General features: G+C 57.3%; 21 protein-coding genes and 1 other RNA gene. 9 read left to right on the top strand and 13 right to left on the bottom strand.

Annotated features, from left to right (window positions below):
- Positions 1-232: 232 nt before the first annotated feature.
- The 13 genes from BUB60_RS18040 to vanR all read right to left on the bottom strand — a co-directional run bounded on the left by BUB60_RS18040 (position 233) and on the right by vanR (position 10891).
- Positions 233-997: an ABC transporter permease gene (locus tag BUB60_RS18040; RefSeq protein ID WP_073082531.1), complete on the bottom strand. Its 765-nt coding sequence runs from the start codon at positions 995-997 to the stop codon at positions 233-235.
- Entirely contained in the window at positions 994-1911 is a 918-nt protein-coding gene (locus BUB60_RS18045) for an ABC transporter ATP-binding protein (protein ID WP_073082535.1), read from the bottom strand. The genes BUB60_RS18040 and BUB60_RS18045 overlap by 4 nt, the downstream gene beginning before the upstream one ends.
- On the bottom strand, positions 1911-2117 hold the full coding sequence (locus BUB60_RS18050) for a PLD nuclease N-terminal domain-containing protein (RefSeq protein ID WP_073082538.1): 207 nt from the start codon (positions 2115-2117) through the stop codon (positions 1911-1913). The genes BUB60_RS18045 and BUB60_RS18050 overlap by 1 nt, the downstream gene beginning before the upstream one ends.
- A gap of 13 nt (positions 2118-2130) precedes the next feature.
- Positions 2131-3237 (bottom strand): helix-turn-helix domain-containing protein, encoded by a 1107-nt coding sequence (locus tag BUB60_RS18055; RefSeq protein WP_073082543.1) that lies wholly within the window; start codon positions 3235-3237, stop codon positions 2131-2133.
- A 423-nt stretch (positions 3238-3660) separates the two neighbouring features.
- Positions 3661-4019: a transfer-messenger RNA gene (gene ssrA / locus BUB60_RS18060) on the bottom strand.
- 105 nt (positions 4020-4124) lie between these two features.
- Entirely contained in the window at positions 4125-4616 is a 492-nt protein-coding gene (locus BUB60_RS18065) for a peptidylprolyl isomerase (protein ID WP_479725503.1), read from the bottom strand.
- Positions 4617-4646: 30 nt separating this feature from the next.
- Positions 4647-5117: an SsrA-binding protein SmpB gene (gene smpB / locus BUB60_RS18070; protein ID WP_073082550.1), complete on the bottom strand. Its 471-nt coding sequence runs from the start codon at positions 5115-5117 to the stop codon at positions 4647-4649.
- Positions 5118-5354: 237 nt separating this feature from the next.
- Positions 5355-5846 carry a hypothetical protein gene (locus tag BUB60_RS18075; RefSeq protein ID WP_073082554.1) on the bottom strand — a complete coding sequence of 164 codons (492 nt, stop codon included), beginning with the start codon at positions 5844-5846 and terminating at the stop codon, positions 5355-5357.
- Between the two features lie 97 nt (positions 5847-5943).
- Positions 5944-7173: a serine racemase VanT catalytic subunit gene (gene vanT, locus BUB60_RS18080; protein WP_084726602.1), complete on the bottom strand. Its 1230-nt coding sequence runs from the start codon at positions 7171-7173 to the stop codon at positions 5944-5946.
- Positions 7170-7910: a D-alanyl-D-alanine carboxypeptidase family protein gene (locus BUB60_RS18085; protein ID WP_073082558.1), complete on the bottom strand. Its 741-nt coding sequence runs from the start codon at positions 7908-7910 to the stop codon at positions 7170-7172. Before BUB60_RS18085 ends, vanT begins: the two co-directional genes overlap by 4 nt.
- A complete protein-coding gene (vanG, locus tag BUB60_RS18090) occupies positions 7907-8959 on the bottom strand; it encodes a D-alanine--D-serine ligase VanG (protein ID WP_073082604.1) in 1053 nt (350 codons plus the stop codon). Before vanG ends, BUB60_RS18085 begins: the two co-directional genes overlap by 4 nt.
- A 152-nt stretch (positions 8960-9111) precedes the next feature.
- Positions 9112-10200 (bottom strand): vancomycin resistance histidine kinase VanS, encoded by a 1089-nt coding sequence (gene vanS / locus BUB60_RS18095; protein WP_073082561.1) that lies wholly within the window; start codon positions 10198-10200, stop codon positions 9112-9114.
- Positions 10193-10891, bottom strand: a complete 699-nt coding sequence (gene vanR, locus BUB60_RS18100) for a VanR-ABDEGLN family response regulator transcription factor (protein ID WP_073082566.1) — start codon at positions 10889-10891, stop codon at positions 10193-10195. Before vanR ends, vanS begins: the two co-directional genes overlap by 8 nt.
- Before the next feature lie 186 nt (positions 10892-11077).
- Here vanR and BUB60_RS18105 point away from each other — a divergent pair, with 186 nt between their 5' ends.
- From BUB60_RS18105 to BUB60_RS18145, 9 genes are all read left to right on the top strand, one after another.
- Positions 11078-11938 carry a class I SAM-dependent methyltransferase gene (locus BUB60_RS18105; protein ID WP_073082569.1) on the top strand — a complete coding sequence of 287 codons (861 nt, stop codon included), beginning with the start codon at positions 11078-11080 and terminating at the stop codon, positions 11936-11938.
- 19 nt (positions 11939-11957) lie between these two features.
- Complete coding sequence (locus tag BUB60_RS18110) at positions 11958-12818, top strand: energy-coupling factor transporter ATPase (protein WP_073082574.1); 861 nt, start codon at positions 11958-11960, stop codon at positions 12816-12818.
- A 167-nt stretch (positions 12819-12985) separates the two neighbouring features.
- Entirely contained in the window at positions 12986-13852 is an 867-nt protein-coding gene (locus BUB60_RS18115) for an energy-coupling factor transporter ATPase (RefSeq protein WP_073082577.1), read from the top strand.
- Positions 13845-14651, top strand: coding sequence for an energy-coupling factor transporter transmembrane component T family protein (locus tag BUB60_RS18120; RefSeq protein ID WP_073082580.1), 807 nt, complete (start codon positions 13845-13847; stop codon positions 14649-14651). The genes BUB60_RS18115 and BUB60_RS18120 overlap by 8 nt, the downstream gene beginning before the upstream one ends.
- 23 nt (positions 14652-14674) lie before the next feature.
- Entirely contained in the window at positions 14675-15442 is a 768-nt protein-coding gene (truA, locus tag BUB60_RS18125; protein ID WP_073082583.1) for a tRNA pseudouridine(38-40) synthase TruA, read from the top strand.
- Positions 15443-15646: 204 nt separating this feature from the next.
- Complete coding sequence (locus BUB60_RS18130; protein WP_073082587.1) at positions 15647-16828, top strand: DUF5711 family protein; 1182 nt, start codon at positions 15647-15649, stop codon at positions 16826-16828.
- A gap of 27 nt (positions 16829-16855) precedes the next feature.
- Positions 16856-17596, top strand: coding sequence for a CvpA family protein (locus BUB60_RS18135; protein ID WP_073082590.1), 741 nt, complete (start codon positions 16856-16858; stop codon positions 17594-17596).
- 25 nt (positions 17597-17621) lie between these two features.
- Positions 17622-18176, top strand: coding sequence for a CDP-diacylglycerol--glycerol-3-phosphate 3-phosphatidyltransferase (gene pgsA / locus BUB60_RS18140; protein ID WP_073082594.1), 555 nt, complete (start codon positions 17622-17624; stop codon positions 18174-18176).
- 51 nt (positions 18177-18227) lie between these two features.
- Positions 18228-20522: an ATP-dependent Clp protease ATP-binding subunit gene (locus tag BUB60_RS18145; RefSeq protein ID WP_073082597.1), complete on the top strand. Its 2295-nt coding sequence runs from the start codon at positions 18228-18230 to the stop codon at positions 20520-20522.
- Positions 20523-20829: the final 307 nt, after the last annotated feature.

Here is a 20829-nt window from a genome sequence, read left to right on the forward strand (position 1 = left end):
GCAAGGGTCAATATAAAAAGAGCGCTGCTCATCGGTTTCGCAGCACTCCAGTATGACGGTATTTTGTGTCCAGCCAAGGGGCTGTGCCCTGCTCATGAGAGTAACACTGAAAACCCTTGCTGTGCAAGGGTTTTCAAACAAATTGTGATGCGCGCGATGTGGATTGAACCCGCAGAATCCCCATTTTTTTGTCGGAATGAGGCAAAATTCCTCCGCGCTATTGATTCCCGATTTATAGTTGCTTCTTTCTGAATATCAATACCGATAACACCACGAAAAGCAATGAAAGCAGACAGGAGATAAAGATAGTGCCGTAGAGCGAAGATACCTCTATGGAGTTTGTTATAAGTCCCAAATTATCAGTCGTTAACGAAATTGGATTATACCTATGCGCCGCCGGCATGATATTCACAAGCATACAGACAACGACTGCCGCGCCTGTGCTGAGCAAGCATCCATGAGTGCTTTTCGTCAGAACTGCGCAGAGCAATAATATGGCCAGTAAAAACACGCCAAACAGCCATAGGCAGAACGTGGAAAACAATAGATTTGTTATTTCGCCCGCCGGAAAAAGATATACCGTGTAACCATAAGTCAGTCCGAAGCACAGCGCAATGCTGATCGTCCAAACCAGAACCATACAGGTGTATTTTGAAAGGATGACCGCCGTCCGGGATAGTCCCTTTGTCAGCATATTGATGAGCGTTCCCTTTGACAGCTCCGAGGACAAAACGCTGCTAAATAGGATCGCCATCACGATCAGTCCCATTTGTGTCGCGTTTTTGAAAAACTGCGTCCAGGCGTCAAAAGCAGTCGCCTCCGGCAAGGTCATCGTGATGCCGTCCGTCATAAGGCTCCCAAGTATTTCAGGCAGCAGCTTTGCTATAAGGGGATTTGTGATTCCGAAAACCGCGAAGACCATCAGCATAATGAGCAGCTTATAGGTTTTTGCGTATTCAAGAACCTCTTTTTTCAGAAAAGCAGAGTAGTTTTTCATCCGATCGCCTCCACAAACAGACTTTCCAGCGTCGGCTCCATAACCGCAAACTTCAATGGAACAATCCGCTTTTGCGATAACACGCCCAGCAGAAAATGCCCGTCCATATTGTGATCGGCAAAAAGCACCGACACGGTGTTTCCCTTGCGTGACAAACTGATTGCCGGCTGCCTGAGCTCCTCCGTGTTCTCGAATAAAGACGCTTCCTCCGCACTGCCAAATTCAATGATAAACCCACTATGCCTGTGCCGCTCCTTTATTTCAGAAAGCGTGCCATGCAGCGCCAGCTTGCCTTTGTGTAATATCGCAATACGGTCGCATATTCTTTCTACGTCCGACAGGATATGGGTGGAAAACACAACTGTTGTTTTTCCTTTCACCGCAAGCAGGATGTCGAGTATTTCCTTCCTGCCGATTGGGTCAAGTGCCGATGTCGGTTCGTCGCATATGAGAAGTTTGGGCTCGTTCAGCAAGGCCTGAGCGATACCAAGGCGCTGCTTCATCCCTCGTGAAAACCCGGCGATTTTCTTTTTTTCGTCTTTAAGCCCCACAAGCGAGAGTAATTCCTCGCTCTTCAATTTGGTCCTCGCTTTCGTCAGACCGGTTATTTCACCGCATAGCTTCAAATATTCCATCGGCCTCATATATCCGTAGAACTCAGGAACATCCGGAAGAAAACCTATATTGCGGTTGGTTTTTGTTTCGCCAAACGCAACCTTTTCCCCGCATACGGTCACACTTCCGCTATCCGGCTTCAATAATCCGAGAACAATTTTCATCGCTGTTGTTTTACCCGCGCCATTTTGCCCGACAAAACCAAATATGGAGTGCTCCGGCACATCCATGTCAAAGCCACGGAGCACTTCATGGTTTCCAAAACGCTTGAAAAGCTGATGAACCTCCAAAATACCCATTATTCCTCACCCCTGCCGAAGGCGAAGTATACGACCGGGCCGATAATCTGCACGAGCATGACGATCAAAGCCCACATCACCTTATTCCCGAAACGGTAATGGGGATGCCGCAACACATGAACAAGGGCGGTAATACCAAGCGCAAGCTGCGCGATAACCAGCGGAATGAGAAACGGCAAATATTCTTTCAGCATATCCAAGCCCATGATGTAAGCCTCCCTAACAATTATTTTTTAGTTTTTCCACAATCCTGTGGAAACGACGTTCGTCAGCCAACGCAGTAAACGCGGGGTTATTTACTACCCCGTCGGCCATGCTCTGGCGGACGATTTTTTCATCTCGGGGCAGGGCGGTTCCTAAATCAAGCTCATCAAACCACCCACATATTAGATTGAAGTAATCGTCTCCTTTTAATTGCAACGGATAAATATCTCCTGTGACAAGCTCCGCGTATTCTTCAAGGATATCCAGGGCTCTGTCTGTATTTCCGAGCAGCGTGTATCCCTGTGCGGCGAAGATATAAAACTTCACAAGCATCGACGGGTGAAGTTTTTTTAAACCAAAAGCCTCAGCGACGGTAAGCGCCCGCCTGTATGTTTCATCAAACTGTTCCGGCGCATCTATACAAATCATGAGATAATCCGGGAAGGCTCCAAAAAGAGAAAGCATATACTGGTAGATACCGACTTGCAATGCCGATTTGGCTTCTCTGGGTTTGCCGGTCATTTGGTAGGCTTGCGCAAGCAGCGATTCCGTGGAAATGATCTTCCGGCTTGTTCCCTCAAGCAGTTCTATAACCTCATTTGGATCACCCAGCGTCAAGGCGCAGAAGGCCTCCAAATTCAATGCGAGCTGCTTAAGCTCCGCATCTTCGCTTTCTTTTTTCACCCGGATAAACAGCTCTTTGGCTTCGCCAATCACAGCGAAGGTTTTATCCATGTCACCAGATTCCATGCTGTTGTTTACGAGCAGTGCGCCAATTTGGAACAGCAAGGGAAAGCAGGAGAAATACTTTTTTGCAATCTCACGGCAACGCTCCAATACTTCATCGAATGGTTTGGAAGCAAAATCGGCAGATAGCCCCAGATATAATTTACGGATATCCTCCTTGCCCATTTGCGGCTCATAGCCCATGAGCTCATCAATGCTAATATTGAAAAAGGCCGCAAGCCGTGGGAGAAAAGTAATGTCAGGATAGCTCTGGTCTGTTTCCCATTTAGAAACGGAAGCCTTGGATACTCCAATGTGGCTTGCAAGCTCCTCCTGTGTCAGCCCTTTTTCTCTGCGCTTATTTACAATCGTCTGTGCAATATTGATTTCTTTCATGTTTTTTACCTCTAAGTACTATTATATGAGTTGACAAAATCAACTTCAATGGATCTGTGGTTGAATTTTGCTAATAAAATCAACCGTAAGGAAACTTTTGATGCTTTCGTTTTCTGTTTTGATTTGATATGAAAAAGGGCGCTGGCTTAATTGGCTTTCAACCAGTCATGCAATCAGCGCTCTTTAGCAGCCTTAGTTTGTTCACTTGACGCGGTTTTGTGTAGAGCTCTTTTAAATTTTGCTGTCTTCTGAGAAAGAGCGCCGCTTCCGATTGTTTTGCTTGTAGGTTTGAGTCCTGTCCGAGTGAAGCTATTGCCCCAATAAATCTACGAAAAAAGAGCTTCCACTTTTCACAGTGAAAGCCCTCGAAAGGCGCGGATTTACTGGCTTTGAGACCAATAAATCTATATTACCTTTTGTTTATGGTGGAGCTGGGGGGAGTTGAACCCCCGTCCGAAAGCGCTTTGACGCAAACTTCTCCGGGCGCAGACGGTTATTGCGGGACTAGCCCAATTTCCTCGCCATACTGCAAGCCGTCACGCGGCATGGGTCGGTAGCTTCATTGTTCATGGTGTACGCAAAGCTTAATACACGCACGGGCTCCACTAAGTCACACCCAAATCCGGCTCGTGGACCTTCCGGACAGGACGGGCAGCCTTAAGCGGCTACCGGTAAAGATTCGTTGTTGTTCTTTAATTTATAAAGAATGCCGTTTTTTAGGAGGGCGACGCCTCCGCCCGCTATTCCCGCCTCCACACCCCCGTCGAAGCCGGTACAGCCCCATATATAGGGCGGTGCGAGGTTTGCCGGAGAAAAGCGGAGGCTTTTCTCCGGATGTTTTCAATGCTTATTATACAATAAAAGCAAGCGATAATGATGACGAAATTTTAAACTTTTTCAGGCTCGGGATAGTCCACGCCCTGCGTGTCCACCGTGACCTTTGCCATGCGCTGGGGCGTGGCCGGCCGGTCGTTGTAGTCGGTCTTGACAGCCGCAATCTCGTCCACGACGTCGAGGCCCGCGGTAACCTTGCCGAAGGCGGCGTACTGGCCGTCCAGATGGGGGGAATCCTCGTGCATGATGAAAAACTGGCTGCCCGCCGAGTTGGGGTTCTGGGAACGCGCCATCGAGAGGACGCCGCGGGTGTGCTTTAACGTGTTGTTAAAGCTGTTGCCGGAAAATTCGCCCTTGATGCTGTAGCCGGGGTCGCCGTAGCCCTGACCGAGGGGGCAGCCGCCCTGCAGCATGAAGCCGGAGATGACGCGGTGGAAAATCAGGCCGTCGTAGAAGCCTTTTTTAATGAGCGAAATGAAATTGTTCACCGTGTTCGGCGCAATGTCGGGGTAGAGCTCGGCCGTGATGGTTTTGCCGTTTTCCATAGTAAACGTTACGATCGGGTTAGCCACTTGTTACATATTCCTTTCTTTGATGGATCTGTCCATTTCGCGGCCGGCGTCACGCGCGGCCTCGGAGTCGCGCTTGTCGTGAAGCTTTTTGCCCTTGCAGAGGCCCAGCTCGACCTTGACGATGGAATTCTTGAAATAGACGGAGAGGGGGATGAGCGTCAGCCCCTCCTGCTTGATCCTGCCGTAAAGCTTCATGATCTCGCGCTTGTGCATGAGCAGGCGCTTGGGGCGCATCGGGTCCCGGTTGAAGATGTTGCCCTTTTCGTAGGGGCTTACGTGCATGCCCCGGACAAAGAGCTCCCCGGCCTTAATGGTGCAAAAGGCGTCCTTCAAATTCAGGTTGCCCGCGCGGATTGATTTGACCTCGGTGCCGTACAGCTCGATGCCGGCCTCAAATTTCTCGAGGACAAAGTAGTCGTGAAACGCTTTTCTGTTTTGAGCGATCTGCTTGATACCGAGCGCTTTCGGCGACAATCTGAACCCACCTTCCGATAAAAAGAGCCGGAGACCGGTCCGGCGCGTCTTGTCTGTACGTGAGAGTATTATAGCACAATTGTCAAGGTGTTAAAAGGCTCCGCCAAAGACGGGGCGGAGATGGCCGATGGCCATCCCTGCGGCGTGCACCTAGCTTGCCGGACATAGCCGCTGCGCCGACAGGAAAGGCGGGATGAGGTCATCCCGCCCAGCGTATTCTTATAAGAATGAATCGTGTCATTTAAACGCCGCATGGAGCTCGTCCAGGGCGGTTGGGCCGGCGATGACGGTGGAGTGCTCGGACAGATGGAGCGCGTAGTGGGCCGGGCGCGTCAGCTCCTCCCCGTACTCGTACAGCACCTGCGGGGGATATTCGCCGTTCCACGGATAGACGATGAGGATGTACGTGTCGCCTATGTAAGTCAGATAGGAAATCAGGCCGGACGGACAGGCCGCCGCCGCCGCGATCAGCGGCTCGATGCCCGGAAATACGTAGTAATACGGGTTCCCGGAGTGCTGCAGGGCGAAAAGCAGCAGCGAATCCCGGCCCGGGAAAAGCTCAAAGTACACGCTCTCCCAGCCCTGGTCATATGTAGAGCCGAGGGCCAGTCGCAAAATATCCGAGGCCTCGTCGGTGGTGATCTCACAGGGCGGCGCCGGGAGATTTTTAACCTCGTCACTGTCCAGGTATATAACGAGCTTGTCGTCGCCGATCGGTTGTACGTCCATGAAAATTCCTCCCCTGCCCGGGTTCGGGCATATAGAAATAATAACTCCGGACGCACCCGTGTGCCAGTCTAAATTAATGGAAATGCCCGCCCCGCGCTCAGACGAAAATCCGGGGCAGGCGCGCCCCAAGGCGGCTGAGCAGCTCGTTGGTGATGGTGCCGCAGCTCTCGGCCACGTCCTCGCAGCGGATGGCCCCGCCGCCGTCTTTGCCGATGAGCGTGACGATATCGCCGGGGGCGGCGTCGTCGATATGCGTGACGTCTATAAGCAGGATGTCCATGCAGATGAGGCCGACGACGGGCGCCCGCTGTCCGCGCAGGAGGACCCAGGCGTCCCGGTGGACGGAGTTCCTCGGAATCCCGTCCGCGTAGCCAATGGTGACGGCGGCGAGCTTCATGGGGGTCTTGGCCATAAAGCGGCGGCCGTAGCCGACATATTCACCTCCGGCGACCTGCTTCACCTCGGCGATCCTGGCCTTCAGCGCCAGCGCGGGCTGGAGGTCGGGCGTGAGGCGGGTCTGATCGTTTTTGCACAGCACGCCGTAAAGGGCGATGCCGGCCCGGGCCCAGTCGCAGGGCAGGCCGGGATAATTCAGGATGCCGTAGCTTTCCTGGATGTGCAGGGCGCCGGTATCGTATCCCTTCGCCTTCAGCGTGTTGACGGCGTCGATAAAGCGGCCGATCTGGCCGAGGGTAAAGTCCGCGGCCTCATCGCTCAGGTCGTCCGCCTGGCTGAGGTGGGTAAACACACCCTTGACGGTGAGGGTGTTATAGCCGAAGATGCCCTCCAGCGCCGCCGTGTCGCCCCAGTCGGCGCCCAACCGGTGCATCCCGGTGTCGAGCTTGATATGGACGTCCAGCGGTACGCCGGCAGCGTGCAGCGCCGCGGCGTAGGCGCCGTCCACGACCGTCTGGGCGAGCCGGTAGCGGTGGAGGAAACTTGCCTCGCTGGGGAGCGTATAGCCCAATACCAGCACCTCGCCCCTGACGCCGCCCCGGCGCAGGGCGATGCCCTCGGAGAGCGTGGCGACGGCAAAAGCGCGGACGCCCGCCTTTTCGAGCTCTCGCGCCACGCCGATGGCGCCGTGGCCGTAGGCGTCGGCCTTCACGACGGCCATCAGGCGGCAGGACGTCGGCAGCAGGTTTTGAAGCTCGGCGGCGTTGTGCCGGAGTGCCGCACGGCTGACCTCGATCCAGGCCCGGGCGTCGGGGGCGGGTCGAGGCTTTCGGAGCGTCGGCCGCAGATGTATCAGCACGCCGGCCGCCGCGGCGGAAATGGCGCACGCGAGGAGGGAGTCCAGGGCGGCGCCGCGGGGGCGCTCTGTCATACCGACCGCCTCCAGACTGTCACGATAAAGCCGTCCACGTTGTTGCCGGAAATCTGTGTGCAGTCCTCGGGCAGGAGGAGGCCGGCCGCCGCCTGCCCGGCGTCGGCGTAGAACACCTCGGTGTCGCCGATATGGAGATGCTCGCCGCGATACGGGTAAAAGCGCAGATGGGCAACGTATTCCTCCAGGCAGAGGTTATTGTCCTGCATGAACTGGGAGTGGGGGTAGCCCACGTAACGGAAATGCCACGGCTCGTGGGAGATGCCCGTCAGGGCCTCCTTTTTCTCGCCGTACCGCTCGATGAAGCCGTATTTGGGCGCGCGGCTCCGGAAGTCCCCGCAGATGCCCTCGCGGGGAAACGACGGGCGAAGGAAATCGATGCTTTCGGCGCTTTGCGCCAGGTCCACGGCCAGTCCCGTCTGGTGCTCGCTGCAGCCGGGCGCCGCCACGAATTTTTCGGTGAAGGCCGCGCCGTTGTCGCGCAGCGCGTCGGCGTAGATGCGCTGCTGCTCCCCGCCGCTGCGGTAGCCGCTGACGGGGACGATAAGGCCGGCGCACCGGAGCGTCTCGAACAGCTGGCCCAGCAGCGACGCGGCTTTCTTCTCGAGATAGACCTCGCCGTCCTCCTCCAGCGGCACAAGAGTGATGTGCCCGCCCGTCCTGATGGGATGGCCGGCGTTCACCAGCAGGAGCGGTCCCTCATAGACGTTCTCTTCGCTTAAGGCGATCGTTCTCATCGGCGGAGCCCCAGCCCGATCAGGCTGTCCACCAGCGCGGGGAAGTCCACGCCGGCGCCCTTCATCATATTTGGAAAGCGGCTGTGGGCCGTAAAGCCCGGGATGGTGTTCACCTCGTTGAAAACGATCTCCTCCGCCGGCGTCAGGAACATGTCGACCCGGGCAAAGCCGGCGCAGCCCAGCGCCCGATAGATGCGCGCCGCGGCCTCCCGCAGGCGCGCTTCCGTCTCAGCGCTCACCCGGGCCGGCATGTGGATCTTCGAGGTTCTGAGCGTATATTTTTCCTCGTAGTCGAAAAAGCCGCCCGCAAGCTCGATCTCGTCCGCCCGGCCGACGGTGAGCTCGTCGTTGCCCATGACGGCGCAGCCAACCTCAAAGCCGTCGACGCCTTCCTCCACAAGTACGGCGCTGTCATACGACAGGGCGCGCTGCACGGCGGCGGCCAGCGGCGCGCGGCCGGCGACCTTGGTAACGCCGAAGGACGAGCCGGCCCGGACGGGCTTGATGAACAGCGGGAGAGAGAGCGCCGCCGTGCGCTCGTCCAGCGCCTGCGCCGACGGGAGGCCGTCAAAGCGGAAGGATTTCGGCACCGCGATGCCGAGAGCGGACACCAGCCGGTGGGCGATGTCCTTGTCCATGCACAGGGCGGAGCTGAGCGTCCCGCAGCCAACGAGGGGGATGCCGGCCAGCTCGCACAGGCCCTGGATCGTCCCGTCCTCGCCGTTTTTCCCATGCAGGACGGGGAAGACGATATCGATGGCGGTCTTCCGGACGGCGGCGCCGTCAAACTCCAGCAGGTGATGGGAGGGCCTGTCCGTGGAAATCTGGGCCGGCCGGCAATGCTCACGGTCCGAAAACCAAGTGTTGTCCAGGATTCTCTCCGGCGGCCCCCCATACCTGTACCATTTGCCGTTCCGTGTGACGCCGAGGGCGAGCACCTCGTATTTTTCGCGGCTGATATTCGTCATGACGGCGTAGGCCGACTGCAGGGATACTCTGTATTCCGGGGAACAGCCCCCGAAAACGACGACGACTTTCTTTTTCTTCATGCGCAGCTCACCGATCCCCTTTTGTGATATTTTAACGGACAAAAGAGCGCTCTTTGTTCCGGTGCTTAAAGCCTACCAGAACAAAGAGCGCGGGGTTTTCGGTTTTCATTGAATTAAAATGACGTAATTATGAAAAAAACCTGACGATTTTCTTACATTAGCGGCAGCGTTACCGTAAATATGACCTTTTCCTGATGGCTGGCCGCCGTGATCGTGCCGCCATGCAGCTGGACGATCTCCTTGGCGATGGCCAGCCCCAGCCCCGCGCCGCCCGTGTTGGACGCGCGCGACGTGTCCAGCCTGTAAAAGCGCTCAAAAATGCGGTCCAGCTTTTCCTTGGGGATCGTATTGCCCTCGTTGATAAACCAGATGGTAATGAAATCGCTTTGCTGCTCCACAATGATGTTGATGACGCTGTCGGGATAGCTGTAGCTGACGGCGTTGCGGATCAGATTGTCGAACACGCGCTCCATCTTGTTCACGTCGCATTTGATTTCAAAGTCGGGCGGCACCTTGAGGGAGCAGGTGAGATTTTTCTCCGAGAACAGGGGGAAAAATTCATACGTGAGCTGCTCGAGCATACGGGAGAGGTTGACCTTGCCCGCCTCCAGCGTCAGCTGGCTGAGATTGAAGCGGGTGATCTCGAAGAACTCGTTGATGAGGTCCTCCAGCCGCTGCGCCTTCTCAAGGGATACGGAGAGGTATTTCACCCGCAGCTCCTCGCTGATCTCCTGCTCGTCCCGAAGGAGCGACAGGTAGCCGATCACGGAGGTGAGCGGCGTCTTCAGGTCGTGGGCCAGATAGACGATCAGGTCGTTTTTCCGCTGCTCCGCCTCCCGGGCCAGCCGCGCGTTCCGGCTGGCGCCGCTTTTGACCCGGTTCATTTTTTCCTCGATGTCGATGAGCTCGGGGGCGAGATGGACAAACTCCTCCTCAGGCCCCACCAGGATCTCGGCGGCGTCCACGATGGTGTCCAGATAGCTCAGCGTCTTCCGCCAGTAGTGCAGGAAGATGACGAGGGCGCCGATCAGCCAGCAGACGAACAGGAAGGTGACGGCGTTGTTGTCGATGAGCTTTAAAGCGGGATAGAGAACGTCGTAGGTATGCCAGATGAAGCCCGAAAGAAAATACCGCGCCGCCACGAACAAAACGAGCAGCGCCATGCTGTAGATGACGAAGGCCAGGAAGAACCGGGTGAAAATCCGCCGCGTCAGCTTTTGATGGTAGCGGTTGTCATTCAATGGTGTAGCCCACCCCCCATACCGTTTTGACAAACTTCGGCTTCCGGGACGGCTCGTTCATCTTTTCCCGCAGCCGCGCCACATGGGCCATGACCGTATTGTTGTTGTCGAGATATTTCTCTCCCCAGACGGCCTCGAACAGCGCCTCCGCCGGAACCACCCGGCCCCTGTTCTCGCACAGGTGCCAGAGGATGGAGAACTCCGTCGGCGTCAGATTGAGTGCCTGCCCGTAAAGGGCGCACCTGCGCGTCTCCTTATTGATATACAGTCCCCGGAAATCGTGCTCCGCTTTCGATTCCTCCCGGGCGGCCTCGCCGTGGTTGTACTTCGTGTAGCGGCGCAGCTGCGTCTTCACCCTGGCGCACAGCTCCAGGGGGTTGAAGGGCTTGGTGATATAGTCGTCCGCGCCCATGGTGAGCCCGGTGATCTTGTCCATGTCCTCCACCTTGGCCGTGAGCATGATGACAGGGAAAAAGTACTTCTCCCTGATCCTCTGGCACAGGGAAAACCCGTCGATGTCGGGCAGCATCACATCCAGGATCGCCAGGTCCAGGGGCGCCGAGTAAACGCAGTCCAGCGCGTCCCTGCCCGAGTAGAATTTGTAGACGTTGTAGTTTTCGTTTTTCAGATAAATCTCGACGAGGTCGGCAATCGCCCGCTCGTCGTCAACGATCAGAATATTTGCGCTCATAAGCCACCTCGCGCGATGATTTGATACCCGACATTCATTATACCATATTATCCGACAAAAAGCGCCGCAATACAACCCAAAATCGACAAAAAATGGTATTTTACGTGCCGGGCTGTCAGATTGACGGAATGGCCCGGCAATGATATAATGCATTAATTTATAGTACTTTCATGGGAGACAGGCGCAATGTGGATTTCCGGCAAATGGGCGGATTATGAGCTTTTGGACTGCTCCGGCGGCGAAAAATTGGAGCGTTGGGGGAAATATCTGCTTGTCCGGCCGGACCCGCAGGCGATCTGGGACACGCCGAAAACGCACCCCGGCTGGCGCAAACCCGACGCGCGCTACGCGCGTTCCGCCTCCGGCGGCGGGCAGTGGGAGAAAAATTCCCTGCCCGAAAGCTGGCAGGTGGGGTACGGGGACCTGACGTTCAACATAAAGCCTATGAATTTCAAGCATACGGGGCTCTTTCCCGAGCAGGCGGTCAACTGGGACTATATCGCCGGCAGGATCAAAGCGGCCGGCCGGCCGGTGAGCGTCCTCAATCTGTTCGCCTACACGGGTGGGGCGACCGTCGCGGCCGCCGCAGCCGGCGCCGCCGTCTGCCATGTGGACGCGGCCCGCGGCATGGTGGCCTGGGCGCGGGAAAACGCAAAGGCCTCCGGCCTTGAGGACAGGCCGGTCCGCTGGATCGTCGACGACTGCGCCAAATTTATCGACAGGGAAATCCGGCGCGGGCGCAGGTACGACGCCATTATCATGGACCCGCCCTCCTACGGCCGGGGCCCCTCCGGCGAGGTCTGGAAGCTGGAGGACGATCTTTACGCTTTCGTCAGCCTCTGCGCCGGCGCCCTCAGCGACGATCCCCTCTTCGCCGTCATCAACGCTTACACCACGGGCCTGTCCCCGTCGGTGCTCACCTATATCGCCGAGACGGTTTTTTCAAAGCGCTTCGGCGGACGGGCGGAGAGCGGGGAGCTGGGCTTACCCGTCACCGAAAGCGGACTCGTGCTGCCCTGCGGCGCCACCTGCCGCTGGGAACGCTGAATATTTTAAAGGAAGAACAATGAATACGGAATATTCCGAAAAGATCATAAAAACGGAAAAACTGACATATGCCTACAGGCCGGCGGAGGGAGAGCTCCCTCAAATCGTTTTGAACGGCGTCGACCTGGAGATCGAAAAAGGCACGTTCGTCGCCGTCCTGGGGCACAACGGCTCCGGGAAGACGACGCTGGCCAAGCACTTCAACGCGATTTTGCTGCCCTCCGGCGGCCGCGTCCTGGTGGGCGGCATGGACACCGCCGACGAGGAGCTCCTGCTGGAGATACGGCGCCGCGTCGGCATGGTATTCCAAAACCCGGATAACCAGATCGTGGCAAACGTGGTGGAGGAGGACGTGGCCTTCGCCCCGGAAAATCTCGGCGTCCCGCCGGAGGAGATCCGGCACCGCGTGGACGAGGCGCTCAAAACCGTGGGCATGTACGAGTACAAGACCCACGCCCCGCACCTTTTGTCCGGCGGCCAGAAGCAGCGCATCGCCATCGCCGGGGTGCTGGCCATGCGGCCCGAGTGCATCGTTTTCGACGAGCCGACGGCAATGCTGGACCCCATCGGCCGCGAGAGCGTCGTCAACATCATCCGCCAGCTGCGGGACAGCGGCCGCGTAACCGTCGTGCTGATCACGCACCACATGGACGAGACGATCGACGCCGACAGGGTGGTGGTCATGTCCGACGGCGGCATCATCATGGACGGCGCCCCCCGCGAGGTCTTCAAGAATGTCGAACAGCTGCGCCGGACGGGGCTCGACGTCCCGGAGACGGTCAGCCTCCTGTACGAGCTCAACCAGAGCGGCTTCGACCTGCGGCTGGACGCGCTCTCCGTGGAGGAATGCGCGCAGGAGATTTACGCCGCGCTGCAGTGACCGGTCAATTCCGCGCAGCGTATTATTGTAGAGAAAAAGCAGGCGGCCGCCGTAAGCTCTGATATGCTTTAACCCGGCGCCTGACATAACGATGAAAGCAGCTTCGCTTTTTAAGGGCGTCATCGCCGCCGACGGCGAGATGCACCAACCATAAAGGATGGTACAACTTGGCTCCACTCTTGAAAACAGAAAAATTGACGCATATCTACAGCGTGGACACGCCCTTTGAGCATGTCGCGATCGAAAATATTGATTTCGAGGCCGAACGGGGCGAATACCTCGGCATCATCGGCCAGACAGGCTCGGGGAAATCGACCTTTATCCAGCACCTCAACGGCCTTTTAAAGCCCACCTCCGGCACGGTTTTTTACGACGGGCGCGATATTCACGAATCAAAGGAGCTCACCCGCGGCGTCCGATTCAAGGTCGGACTCGTTTTCCAGTACCCGGAATACCAGCTCTTTGAGGAGACGGTATATAAGGACATCGCCTTCGGGCCGAAGAACATGCGGCTGGACGAAAAGGAGATCGACGGGCGTGTCCGCGAGGCGGCCGGCTTTGTCGGGCTCGGTGACGAGGTGCTCCAGAAGTCCCCGTTCGAGCTTTCCGGCGGCCAGAAGCGGCGCGCCGCCATCGCCGGCGTCATCGCCATGCGGCCGGAGGTGCTCATCCTGGACGAGCCCACGGCGGGCCTCGACCCCAAGGGCCGGGATGAGATCATCCTGAATATCCGGCAGTACCAGCGCTCGACGAACTCCACCGTCATCATGGTCACCCACAGCATGGAGGATATCGCCCGCACCGTGGACAGGCTCCTGGTGTTCAACAAGGGCGCCATCCTCATGCATGGGACACCCGCGCAGGTGTTTTCAAAAAGCGGGGAGCTGACGGCCGTCGGCCTCACGGTCCCCAAGGTCACGCTGGTGGCCAATCGCCTGCGGGCGCTGGGGCTGCCTGTTCCCGGCGACATCTATACCATAGAGCAGCTGAAAAGCGTGCTGACGGCGCTCAGGGGAGGTCGGGAGCATGCTTAAGGATATCACCCTCGGCCAGTTTTTCCCCGGCGACTCCGTGGTGCACCGGCTCGACCCGCGCACGAAGCTCATCCTGACGCTCGTCTATATCGTGGCGCTGTTTTCGGCCAAGAGCTATTATTCATACGCGCTGATGCTCTTCGCCCTTGTGGCAAGCGTCCTGCTGTCGAGGATCAACTTCAAAACGATCCTCCGCAGCGTGAAGCCTCTCATCATCGTGATACTCTTTACGTTTATTCTGAATATGCTGTTTACGAGCGGGGCGCATCCGATCGCCCATTTCTGGATATTCAACATCAGCTATGAGGGCATCCGGGTCGCCGTGACGATGATCATCCGCCTCGTCATGCTCATCATCGGGACGTTTCTTTTGACCTACACCACGTCGCCCATCGCCCTGACGGACGGGCTGGAGCACCTGATGAACCCGCTGAAGAAAATCCGCGTGCCGGTGCACGAGCTGTCGATGATGATGAGCATCGCCCTCCGTTTCATCCCCACGCTCATCGAGGAGACGGATAAGATCATCAGCGCCCAGAAGGCCCGCGGCGCCGATTTTGAATCGGGCAATCTGATCCGCAGGGCCAAGGCGATGCTGCCGATCCTCGTGCCCCTCTTCATCAGCGCTTTCCGGCGGGCCGACGAGCTGGCCGTGGCGATGGAGAGCCGCTGCTACCACGGCGGCGAGGGGCGGACCCGCATGAAGCAGCTGAAGCTGCAGCGGCGGGACGTCACGGCGCTGATTCTGGGGGCCCTGGTCCTGGCCGGCGTCATGGTTTTAATGTCCTTCGGGCTTTGAGAGACGGCGGGAGTGCAAACGATATGAGAAACATCGCCCTGCGCCTGCGCTATGACGGGACGCGATACCACGGCTGGCAGGAACAGAAAAACGACGTCACCGTCGCCGCGACGCTGCAAAAGGCTTTGACCCGCGTCTGCGGCCACCCCGTGAAGGCCGTCGGCTGCGGCCGGACGGACGCGGGCGTGCACGCCGAGCGGTACTGCGCGAATTTCAAAACGGACGCCAGGATTCCCGCCGACAGGCTGCCCCTGGCCCTCAACGCCCTGCTGCCGCCCGACATCGCCGTCACAGACGCTGTCGACGCCGATGAAGATTTCAACGCGATCCTGTCGTGTTTGAAAAAGGAATATACTTATAAAATCTACAACTCGCGCATCCGCGATCCTTTTTACGCGGACAGGGCGTATTTCTACCCCGCGCCGCTCAATGCGGAACTTATGGCCCGCGCCGCGCGTCATTTTGTCGGGACCCGCGATTTCGCCGCCGTCCGCTCCGTCGGCACGGAAACAAAGACAACCGTTCGGACTGTATACTGGTATGAGGTCACGCAAAGCGGGCGCATGCTCGAGTTGCGCGTCTGCGCGGACGGGTTTCTGTACAACATGGCCCGGGCCATGGCCGGTACGCTCCTCTATGTTTCGGAGGGGAAAATCGGGCCCGACGAGCTCCCCGGGCTCCTGGAAGCCCGCGACCGGCGGCTGACCGGCCCCACTGTGCCGCCCTGCGGCCTTTATATGACGCGCATCTGGTACGACGGGCCCGTGGGCCGGATGATGAGCGCCGACTGAACGGCCGGAGAACTGGAAATAAAATGGATGTTCCGAGAGATTATTTGTAATAAAATTATGTATCTTTTTGTTAGAATCAATGATAAAATTATAATATACAGCTCCCTGCGTTTACCGGCGCGGGACCCTGTATATTGTCCTGAACGGGCCGGCGGCCGCGGATGGCCGTCACACATATGATTACCACCTTCAAGGACGGACGTTATGGCAGCTGTCGATGAGATAAAAAGGAAAAACGGCGCGAGAAAAAGGCGCAGGGCCGTGAGGATCATCTCCTCGGTCGTCGTGCTGGCCGTTGTTTCCCTCGTTGCGGCGGTGCTCGTCACAAACAACGGGAACCTGAGCCTTGACGGGTTTAAACGGCTGCTGGGGAAGACGGGCGGCGCCAAGACGGCGGACACGTTTTCTTACGAGTCGGGCTTCAATAACGTCTTTGCCGATGTAGACGGCGGCTTTGCCGTGGCGTCCACCGTCGGCATCCAGGTATTCGACGCCGGCGGGAACAAGACCTTTACCGAAATTTACGAGATGGCCAATCCCGCGCTCAGCGCCGCCGGGAAAACTGGCGTGGCCTACGATCTGGGCGGCACCGCGCTCAAGGTGTTCGACACGGCCGGCATCCTCGGCAGCATGACAACGAACGGAAAAATTATCTCCGCGTCGCTGAACGCCGGCGGCTGGCTGGCGCTGTGCACGCAGGAGACCGGCGGCTACAAGGCGTCCGTCTCCGTTTATAAGCCCGGCGCGTATGATTATACAAAGCAGCCGCCCTTTAAATGGTCCTCCGGCAAGGGCGGGTACATCCTGTCGGCGGCGGTCTCTCCCGACAATAAAAGCCTCGCCGTACTGACGCTCACATCCTCCGGCAGCCGGATTGTATTTTTCTCGCTGGACAGCACGGAGGAAAAGGCCTCCTGCGCGCTGGACGGCAAGCTGGCCATGGACCTCCGCTTCACGGACGACAGCCACGTGCTGGCCGTGGGCCCGGAAGCGCTGGTGCAGATCGGGACGGACGGGAAAAATCAAGTCCTTGCCGATTATACCGATAAATATCTTGCCGATTATTCTATGAACGGCAGCGATTTTACAGCCCTTGTCCTGAGCGATTACATGGTCGGCGGGCAGGGACGGCTCGTGACGGTGGACAAGAACGGCAAAACGCTCGGGACGCTGGAGACGGCGCGCAAAATCACGTCCGTTTCGGCCCAGGGCAATTACTTGGCCGTCTTATATGACGACGGCTTGGTGATATACGACAGAAATTTAAAGGAAAGCGCGCGTGACGACGACACGGCCGGTACGGTCAAAACGATGATGCGGTCCGACGGGTCGGCGCTGCTCATCACGTCGCATTCCGCGTCTGTCTTCAGCTTTAAAGCGGGCTGAGGGCGGGATCGAAAGGAGCTTAAACCGTTGAATTGGGCGATTGATGGCGTTTTGATCCTGATTGTGGCGTTCTGTGCCTGGCGCGGTCTCAGAAACGGTTTCATCCGAGGTGTTTTCGGAGTTCTGGCGATCATTGTCGCCATATATGGGGCCAATCTCGTGGCCTCGGCGTATTCCAGCGAGTTTACGGGCATGCTGGAACCGTTCGTGGGCGGTATTGTCGACAAGGCCGTGACAAGAGTCGTGACCCCGGACGACGATGTTGTGAATCCGGACGCTGCGCCGGCGGATGACGGCGAAAAGAACCCGGACGCCGCGCTGACGGACGACGAAAAGACGGATGTGTTTGACGTGAGCTTCGCCGCGCTCAGGGATATCGGCGTTGCCACAGGCGCTTCAAAGCTGATTGCCGAGAAGGTCGGCGGGCAGGTGCAGGCGGTCGGACAGCCCATGTCGGTCTATCTGACCGAAAAGCTCTGCGACGCGCTGGCGTATATCGGCGTATTTCTTATCGCTTTTGTCCTGATCACGATTATTTTTGCCGTCATCGGGAATATATTTAACCTAGCGTTCTCTCTCCCCGGGATTGCCTCTGTGGATAAAATAGTCGGGCTCGTCCTGGGTATACTTAAGGGATTACTGATCGTCCTGGTCCTGGCCGTCGTCGTCCGCTATGTCGGGCTCGTATCGGCCGATACCGTCGAGAAAACAACTGTTTTGAGTTTCCTTCTCAACAGAAATCCTCTGGCGGGTATCCTGGGCCTGTGATCAGTCTGATGCAGTAGGTGATACAGTGAAAAATGTTCCAAATATTCTGTCCTCTATACGAATTTGTCTCGTTCCCGTTTTTGTCGCGGCGTACTTCTGCGATCCGAGCAGTATCAAAATATACGCGGCGGTCGTCTACGCGGCCGCGTCCTTCACGGATTTTCTTGACGGGTATATCGCCAGGAAATATAACCTGATTTCAAATCTCGGGAAGCTTCTCGACCCCCTGGGCGACAAGCTCATGACGCTGGCCGTCCTGACGTGCATTACCATCGATAACGTCATCCCCGTCTGGGCTGTGCTCGTGGCCGTCTGCAAGGAAGTGCTGATGGTGGTCGGCGGCGCCCTCGTCCGGAAAAAGGAGGGCGGAGAAATCCCGCCGTCCAATATAATTGGCAAGACTTCAACCGTTGTGTTTTTCGTCGTATGTGTTACACTGATGTTATTCAATATTCCCGACAATATCGCAACGATTATGATCTCCGTGGCCATCGTGCTCATGCTGGTCGCGCTGGCGAGTTATATCAACACCTTTATCCGCGTCATGAAGACGAACGACGGTTTTAAAAAAGAAATATAGACGCCGGATGTTACTTCCGGTAAATCAGCTGATTGAAGAGGTATACTGAAAATGCGTCCAACCATATGTGCCAGATGCAAAAAAAACGCGGCCGTAATATTTATCACAAAAATTGAAAACGGCGAGTCCACAAACGAGGGCCTGTGCCTCAAATGCGCCAAGGAACTGAATATTAAGCCCGTAGAGGATATCATCCGTAAAATGGGCCTGACAGACGAGGACCTCGACAGCCTCACCGACGAAATGATGGAAGCCATGGGCGGCGTCGAGAGCCTGACGGAAACGGAGAATAACGACGAGGACGGGAAAACCGCCACGTTCCCGTTTTTGAACAGGCTGTTCGGCGGCCCCGACGAGACGCCCGCCCAGGGCGATTTCCCGCGCCCCGGCCGCGAGCCCAAGGAAAAGGAGCCCGGCGCGCAGAGCAATAAAAAGCGCAAGTATCTCGAGAGCTACTGCATCTCCCTGACCCAGCGCGCCCGCGAGGGCAAGCTGGACAGAATGGTGGGCAGAGCCGTCGAGACCGAGCGCGTCATCCAGATTCTCAACAGGCGCCAGAAAAACAACCCCTGCCTCATCGGCGAGCCCGGCGTCGGCAAAACGGCCATCGCGGAGGGCCTGGCGCAGCGCATTGCCGACGGGAAGGTGCCTTCTAAGCTCCGCGACAAGGAGGTCTACCTCCTGGACCTGACGGCCCTGGTGGCCGGCACGCAGTTCAGGGGCCAGTTCGAAAGCCGGATGAAAGGGCTCATCGAGGAGATCAAGGCCCAGCAGAATATCATCCTGGTGATCGACGAGGTCCATAATCTCGTGGGCGCCGGAGACGCCGAGGGCTCCATGAACGCCGCGAACATCCTCAAGCCGGCGCTGTCCCGGGGCGAGATACAGGTGATCGGCGCCACCACCTTCACAGAGTACAGAAAGCACATCGAAAAGGATTCCGCCCTGGAGCGCCGCTTTCAGCCGGTGACGGTGAGCGAGCCGTCCATCGCCGAGACCGTGGAGATCATCAGGGGCATCAAGCATTACTACGAGAACTTCCACGGCGTCACGATCCCCGACGAAATGGCGCGCCAGGCGGTGCTCCTCTCCGAGCGCTATATCACCGACCGTTTCCTGCCGGACAAAGCCATCGACCTCATTGACGAGGCCTGCTCCGACATGAATCTCAAGAGCGAGAAAATCACCAGGATGGACTTTATCCGCAAGGAGAAGGCCGACCTGATGAAGGAGCGGGAGCTGCTCCTGTCCACCGCCATCAGCGGCGACGATTACGCCCGCCTGGCCGCCATCCGCAGCCGCGATATCCAGGTCAGCGACGAGCTGATGCGCCTGGAAAAGGAGGGCGCGCCCGAGCTCACCATCGACAACCTGGCCAGAGTCATCGAGCTCTGGACGAAGATTCCCGCCTCCAGCATCCGCGAGGACGAATACAAGCGTCTCAGCGAGCTCGACAAGCGTCTGAAGACGCATATCATCGGGCAGGACGAGGCGGTGGATACCGTCTGCGCCGCCATCCGCAGGAACCGCGTGGGTATCTCGGCAAAGCACAAGCCGGTGTCGTTCATCTTCATCGGCTCCACGGGCGTTGGCAAAACGGAGCTCGTCAAGCGCCTGGCCGAGGACCTTTTCGACTCCCCCGAGGCGCTCATCCGGCTGGACATGTCGGAATTTATGGAGAAACATACCGTCTCCCGGATCATCGGCTCTCCCCCCGGCTACGTGGGCTATGACGAGGCCGGGCAGCTGACGGAAAAAATCCGCCGCCGGCCGTACAGCGTCGTGCTCTTCGACGAAATCGAAAAGGCGCATCCCGACGTGATGAACATCCTTTTGCAGATTCTCGACGACGGGCACATCACCGACTCCCACGGGCGGACGGTCAACTTTGAAAACACCGTCATCATCATGACGACCAACGCAGGCAGCGACCGGAAGGACGGCGCCGTCGGCTTCAACCGCTCGGTCAGCGAGCAGGGCAAGGAGAAGGCCGTCAAGGCGCTCAACGATTTCCTGCGGCCGGAATTTATCAACCGCATCGACGAGATCATCTATTTCAACCACCTGTCCGAGGAGGACTTCAAGAAGATTGCCCGCCTGATGCTGGACGAACTGAGCGCGTCCATGGCGGAAAAGAAGCTCGAGCTCAAGTACGACGACAGCCTTATAGACTATCTGACGACAAAGTCTTTTTCCCATACGTACGGGGCCAGAAACCTGCGCCGCCTCATTCAGCGCGAGGTGGAGGACAGGATCGCCTCGGAGATCATCAAAAGCTACGCCGCGCCCGCAAAGCAGATCGGCCTGACCGCGGTCGACGGCGAAATACAGATTCTCGCGGCCTGACCGCCGCCCGTTTGACAGCGCGGCGGGTCACCGCTGTCCATACCGAAGAATAAGAGCGCCTATTGCGGCGCGAATGACACGGATTCCCTCAAATTGACACGATCATGACGCGGGAATCCGTGTTGTTACAGGCACGGAAACGGAAACTTTGTAGATTATAGACAAAAGTATTGCGTCGGAAATTGTCGTTTAAAGTCGGTTTACCACCGTAATCTCCGATTGCCAAGATGTTTTGTCAAGTCTGAAAAAGTGACAAAGTAAGGGATAAGATTGACACCAAGGAAGATTGAGAGATAATTATAGGGTC

This window comes from Sporobacter termitidis DSM 10068 (assembly GCF_900130065.1).
GTDB lineage: Bacteria > Bacillota > Clostridia > Oscillospirales > Oscillospiraceae > Sporobacter > Sporobacter termitidis.

Excerpts from the sequence above, each read along its gene's own strand:
- vanR (WP_073082566.1), bottom strand. The coding sequence starts at position 10,891 with ATGAGCGCAAATATTCTGATCGTTGACGACGAGCGGGCGATTGCCGAC.
- BUB60_RS18055 (WP_073082543.1), bottom strand. The coding sequence starts at position 3,237 with ATGAAAGAAATCAATATTGCACAGACGATTGTAAATAAGCGCAGAGAA.
- BUB60_RS18050 (WP_073082538.1), bottom strand. The coding sequence starts at position 2,117 with ATGGGCTTGGATATGCTGAAAGAATATTTGCCGTTTCTCATTCCGCTG.
- BUB60_RS18065 (WP_479725503.1), bottom strand. The coding sequence starts at position 4,616 with ATGGAAAACGGCAAAACCATCACGGCCGAGCTCTACCCCGACATTGCG.
- BUB60_RS18045 (WP_073082535.1), bottom strand. The coding sequence starts at position 1,911 with ATGGGTATTTTGGAGGTTCATCAGCTTTTCAAGCGTTTTGGAAACCAT.
- truA (WP_073082583.1), top strand. The coding sequence starts at position 14,675 with ATGAGAAACATCGCCCTGCGCCTGCGCTATGACGGGACGCGATACCAC.
- vanT (WP_084726602.1), bottom strand. The coding sequence starts at position 7,173 with ATGACAGAGCGCCCCCGCGGCGCCGCCCTGGACTCCCTCCTCGCGTGC.
- BUB60_RS18105 (WP_073082569.1), top strand. The coding sequence starts at position 11,078 with ATGTGGATTTCCGGCAAATGGGCGGATTATGAGCTTTTGGACTGCTCC.
- BUB60_RS18085 (WP_073082558.1), bottom strand. The coding sequence starts at position 7,910 with ATGAGAACGATCGCCTTAAGCGAAGAGAACGTCTATGAGGGACCGCTC.
- BUB60_RS18110 (WP_073082574.1), top strand. The coding sequence starts at position 11,958 with ATGAATACGGAATATTCCGAAAAGATCATAAAAACGGAAAAACTGACA.
- vanG (WP_073082604.1), bottom strand. The coding sequence starts at position 8,959 with ATGAAGAAAAAGAAAGTCGTCGTCGTTTTCGGGGGCTGTTCCCCGGAA.
- BUB60_RS18040 (WP_073082531.1), bottom strand. The coding sequence starts at position 997 with ATGAAAAACTACTCTGCTTTTCTGAAAAAAGAGGTTCTTGAATACGCA.
- BUB60_RS18075 (WP_073082554.1), bottom strand. The coding sequence starts at position 5,846 with ATGGACGTACAACCGATCGGCGACGACAAGCTCGTTATATACCTGGAC.
- BUB60_RS18145 (WP_073082597.1), top strand. The coding sequence starts at position 18,228 with ATGCGTCCAACCATATGTGCCAGATGCAAAAAAAACGCGGCCGTAATA.
- BUB60_RS18120 (WP_073082580.1), top strand. The coding sequence starts at position 13,845 with ATGCTTAAGGATATCACCCTCGGCCAGTTTTTCCCCGGCGACTCCGTG.
- BUB60_RS18130 (WP_073082587.1), top strand. The coding sequence starts at position 15,647 with ATGGCAGCTGTCGATGAGATAAAAAGGAAAAACGGCGCGAGAAAAAGG.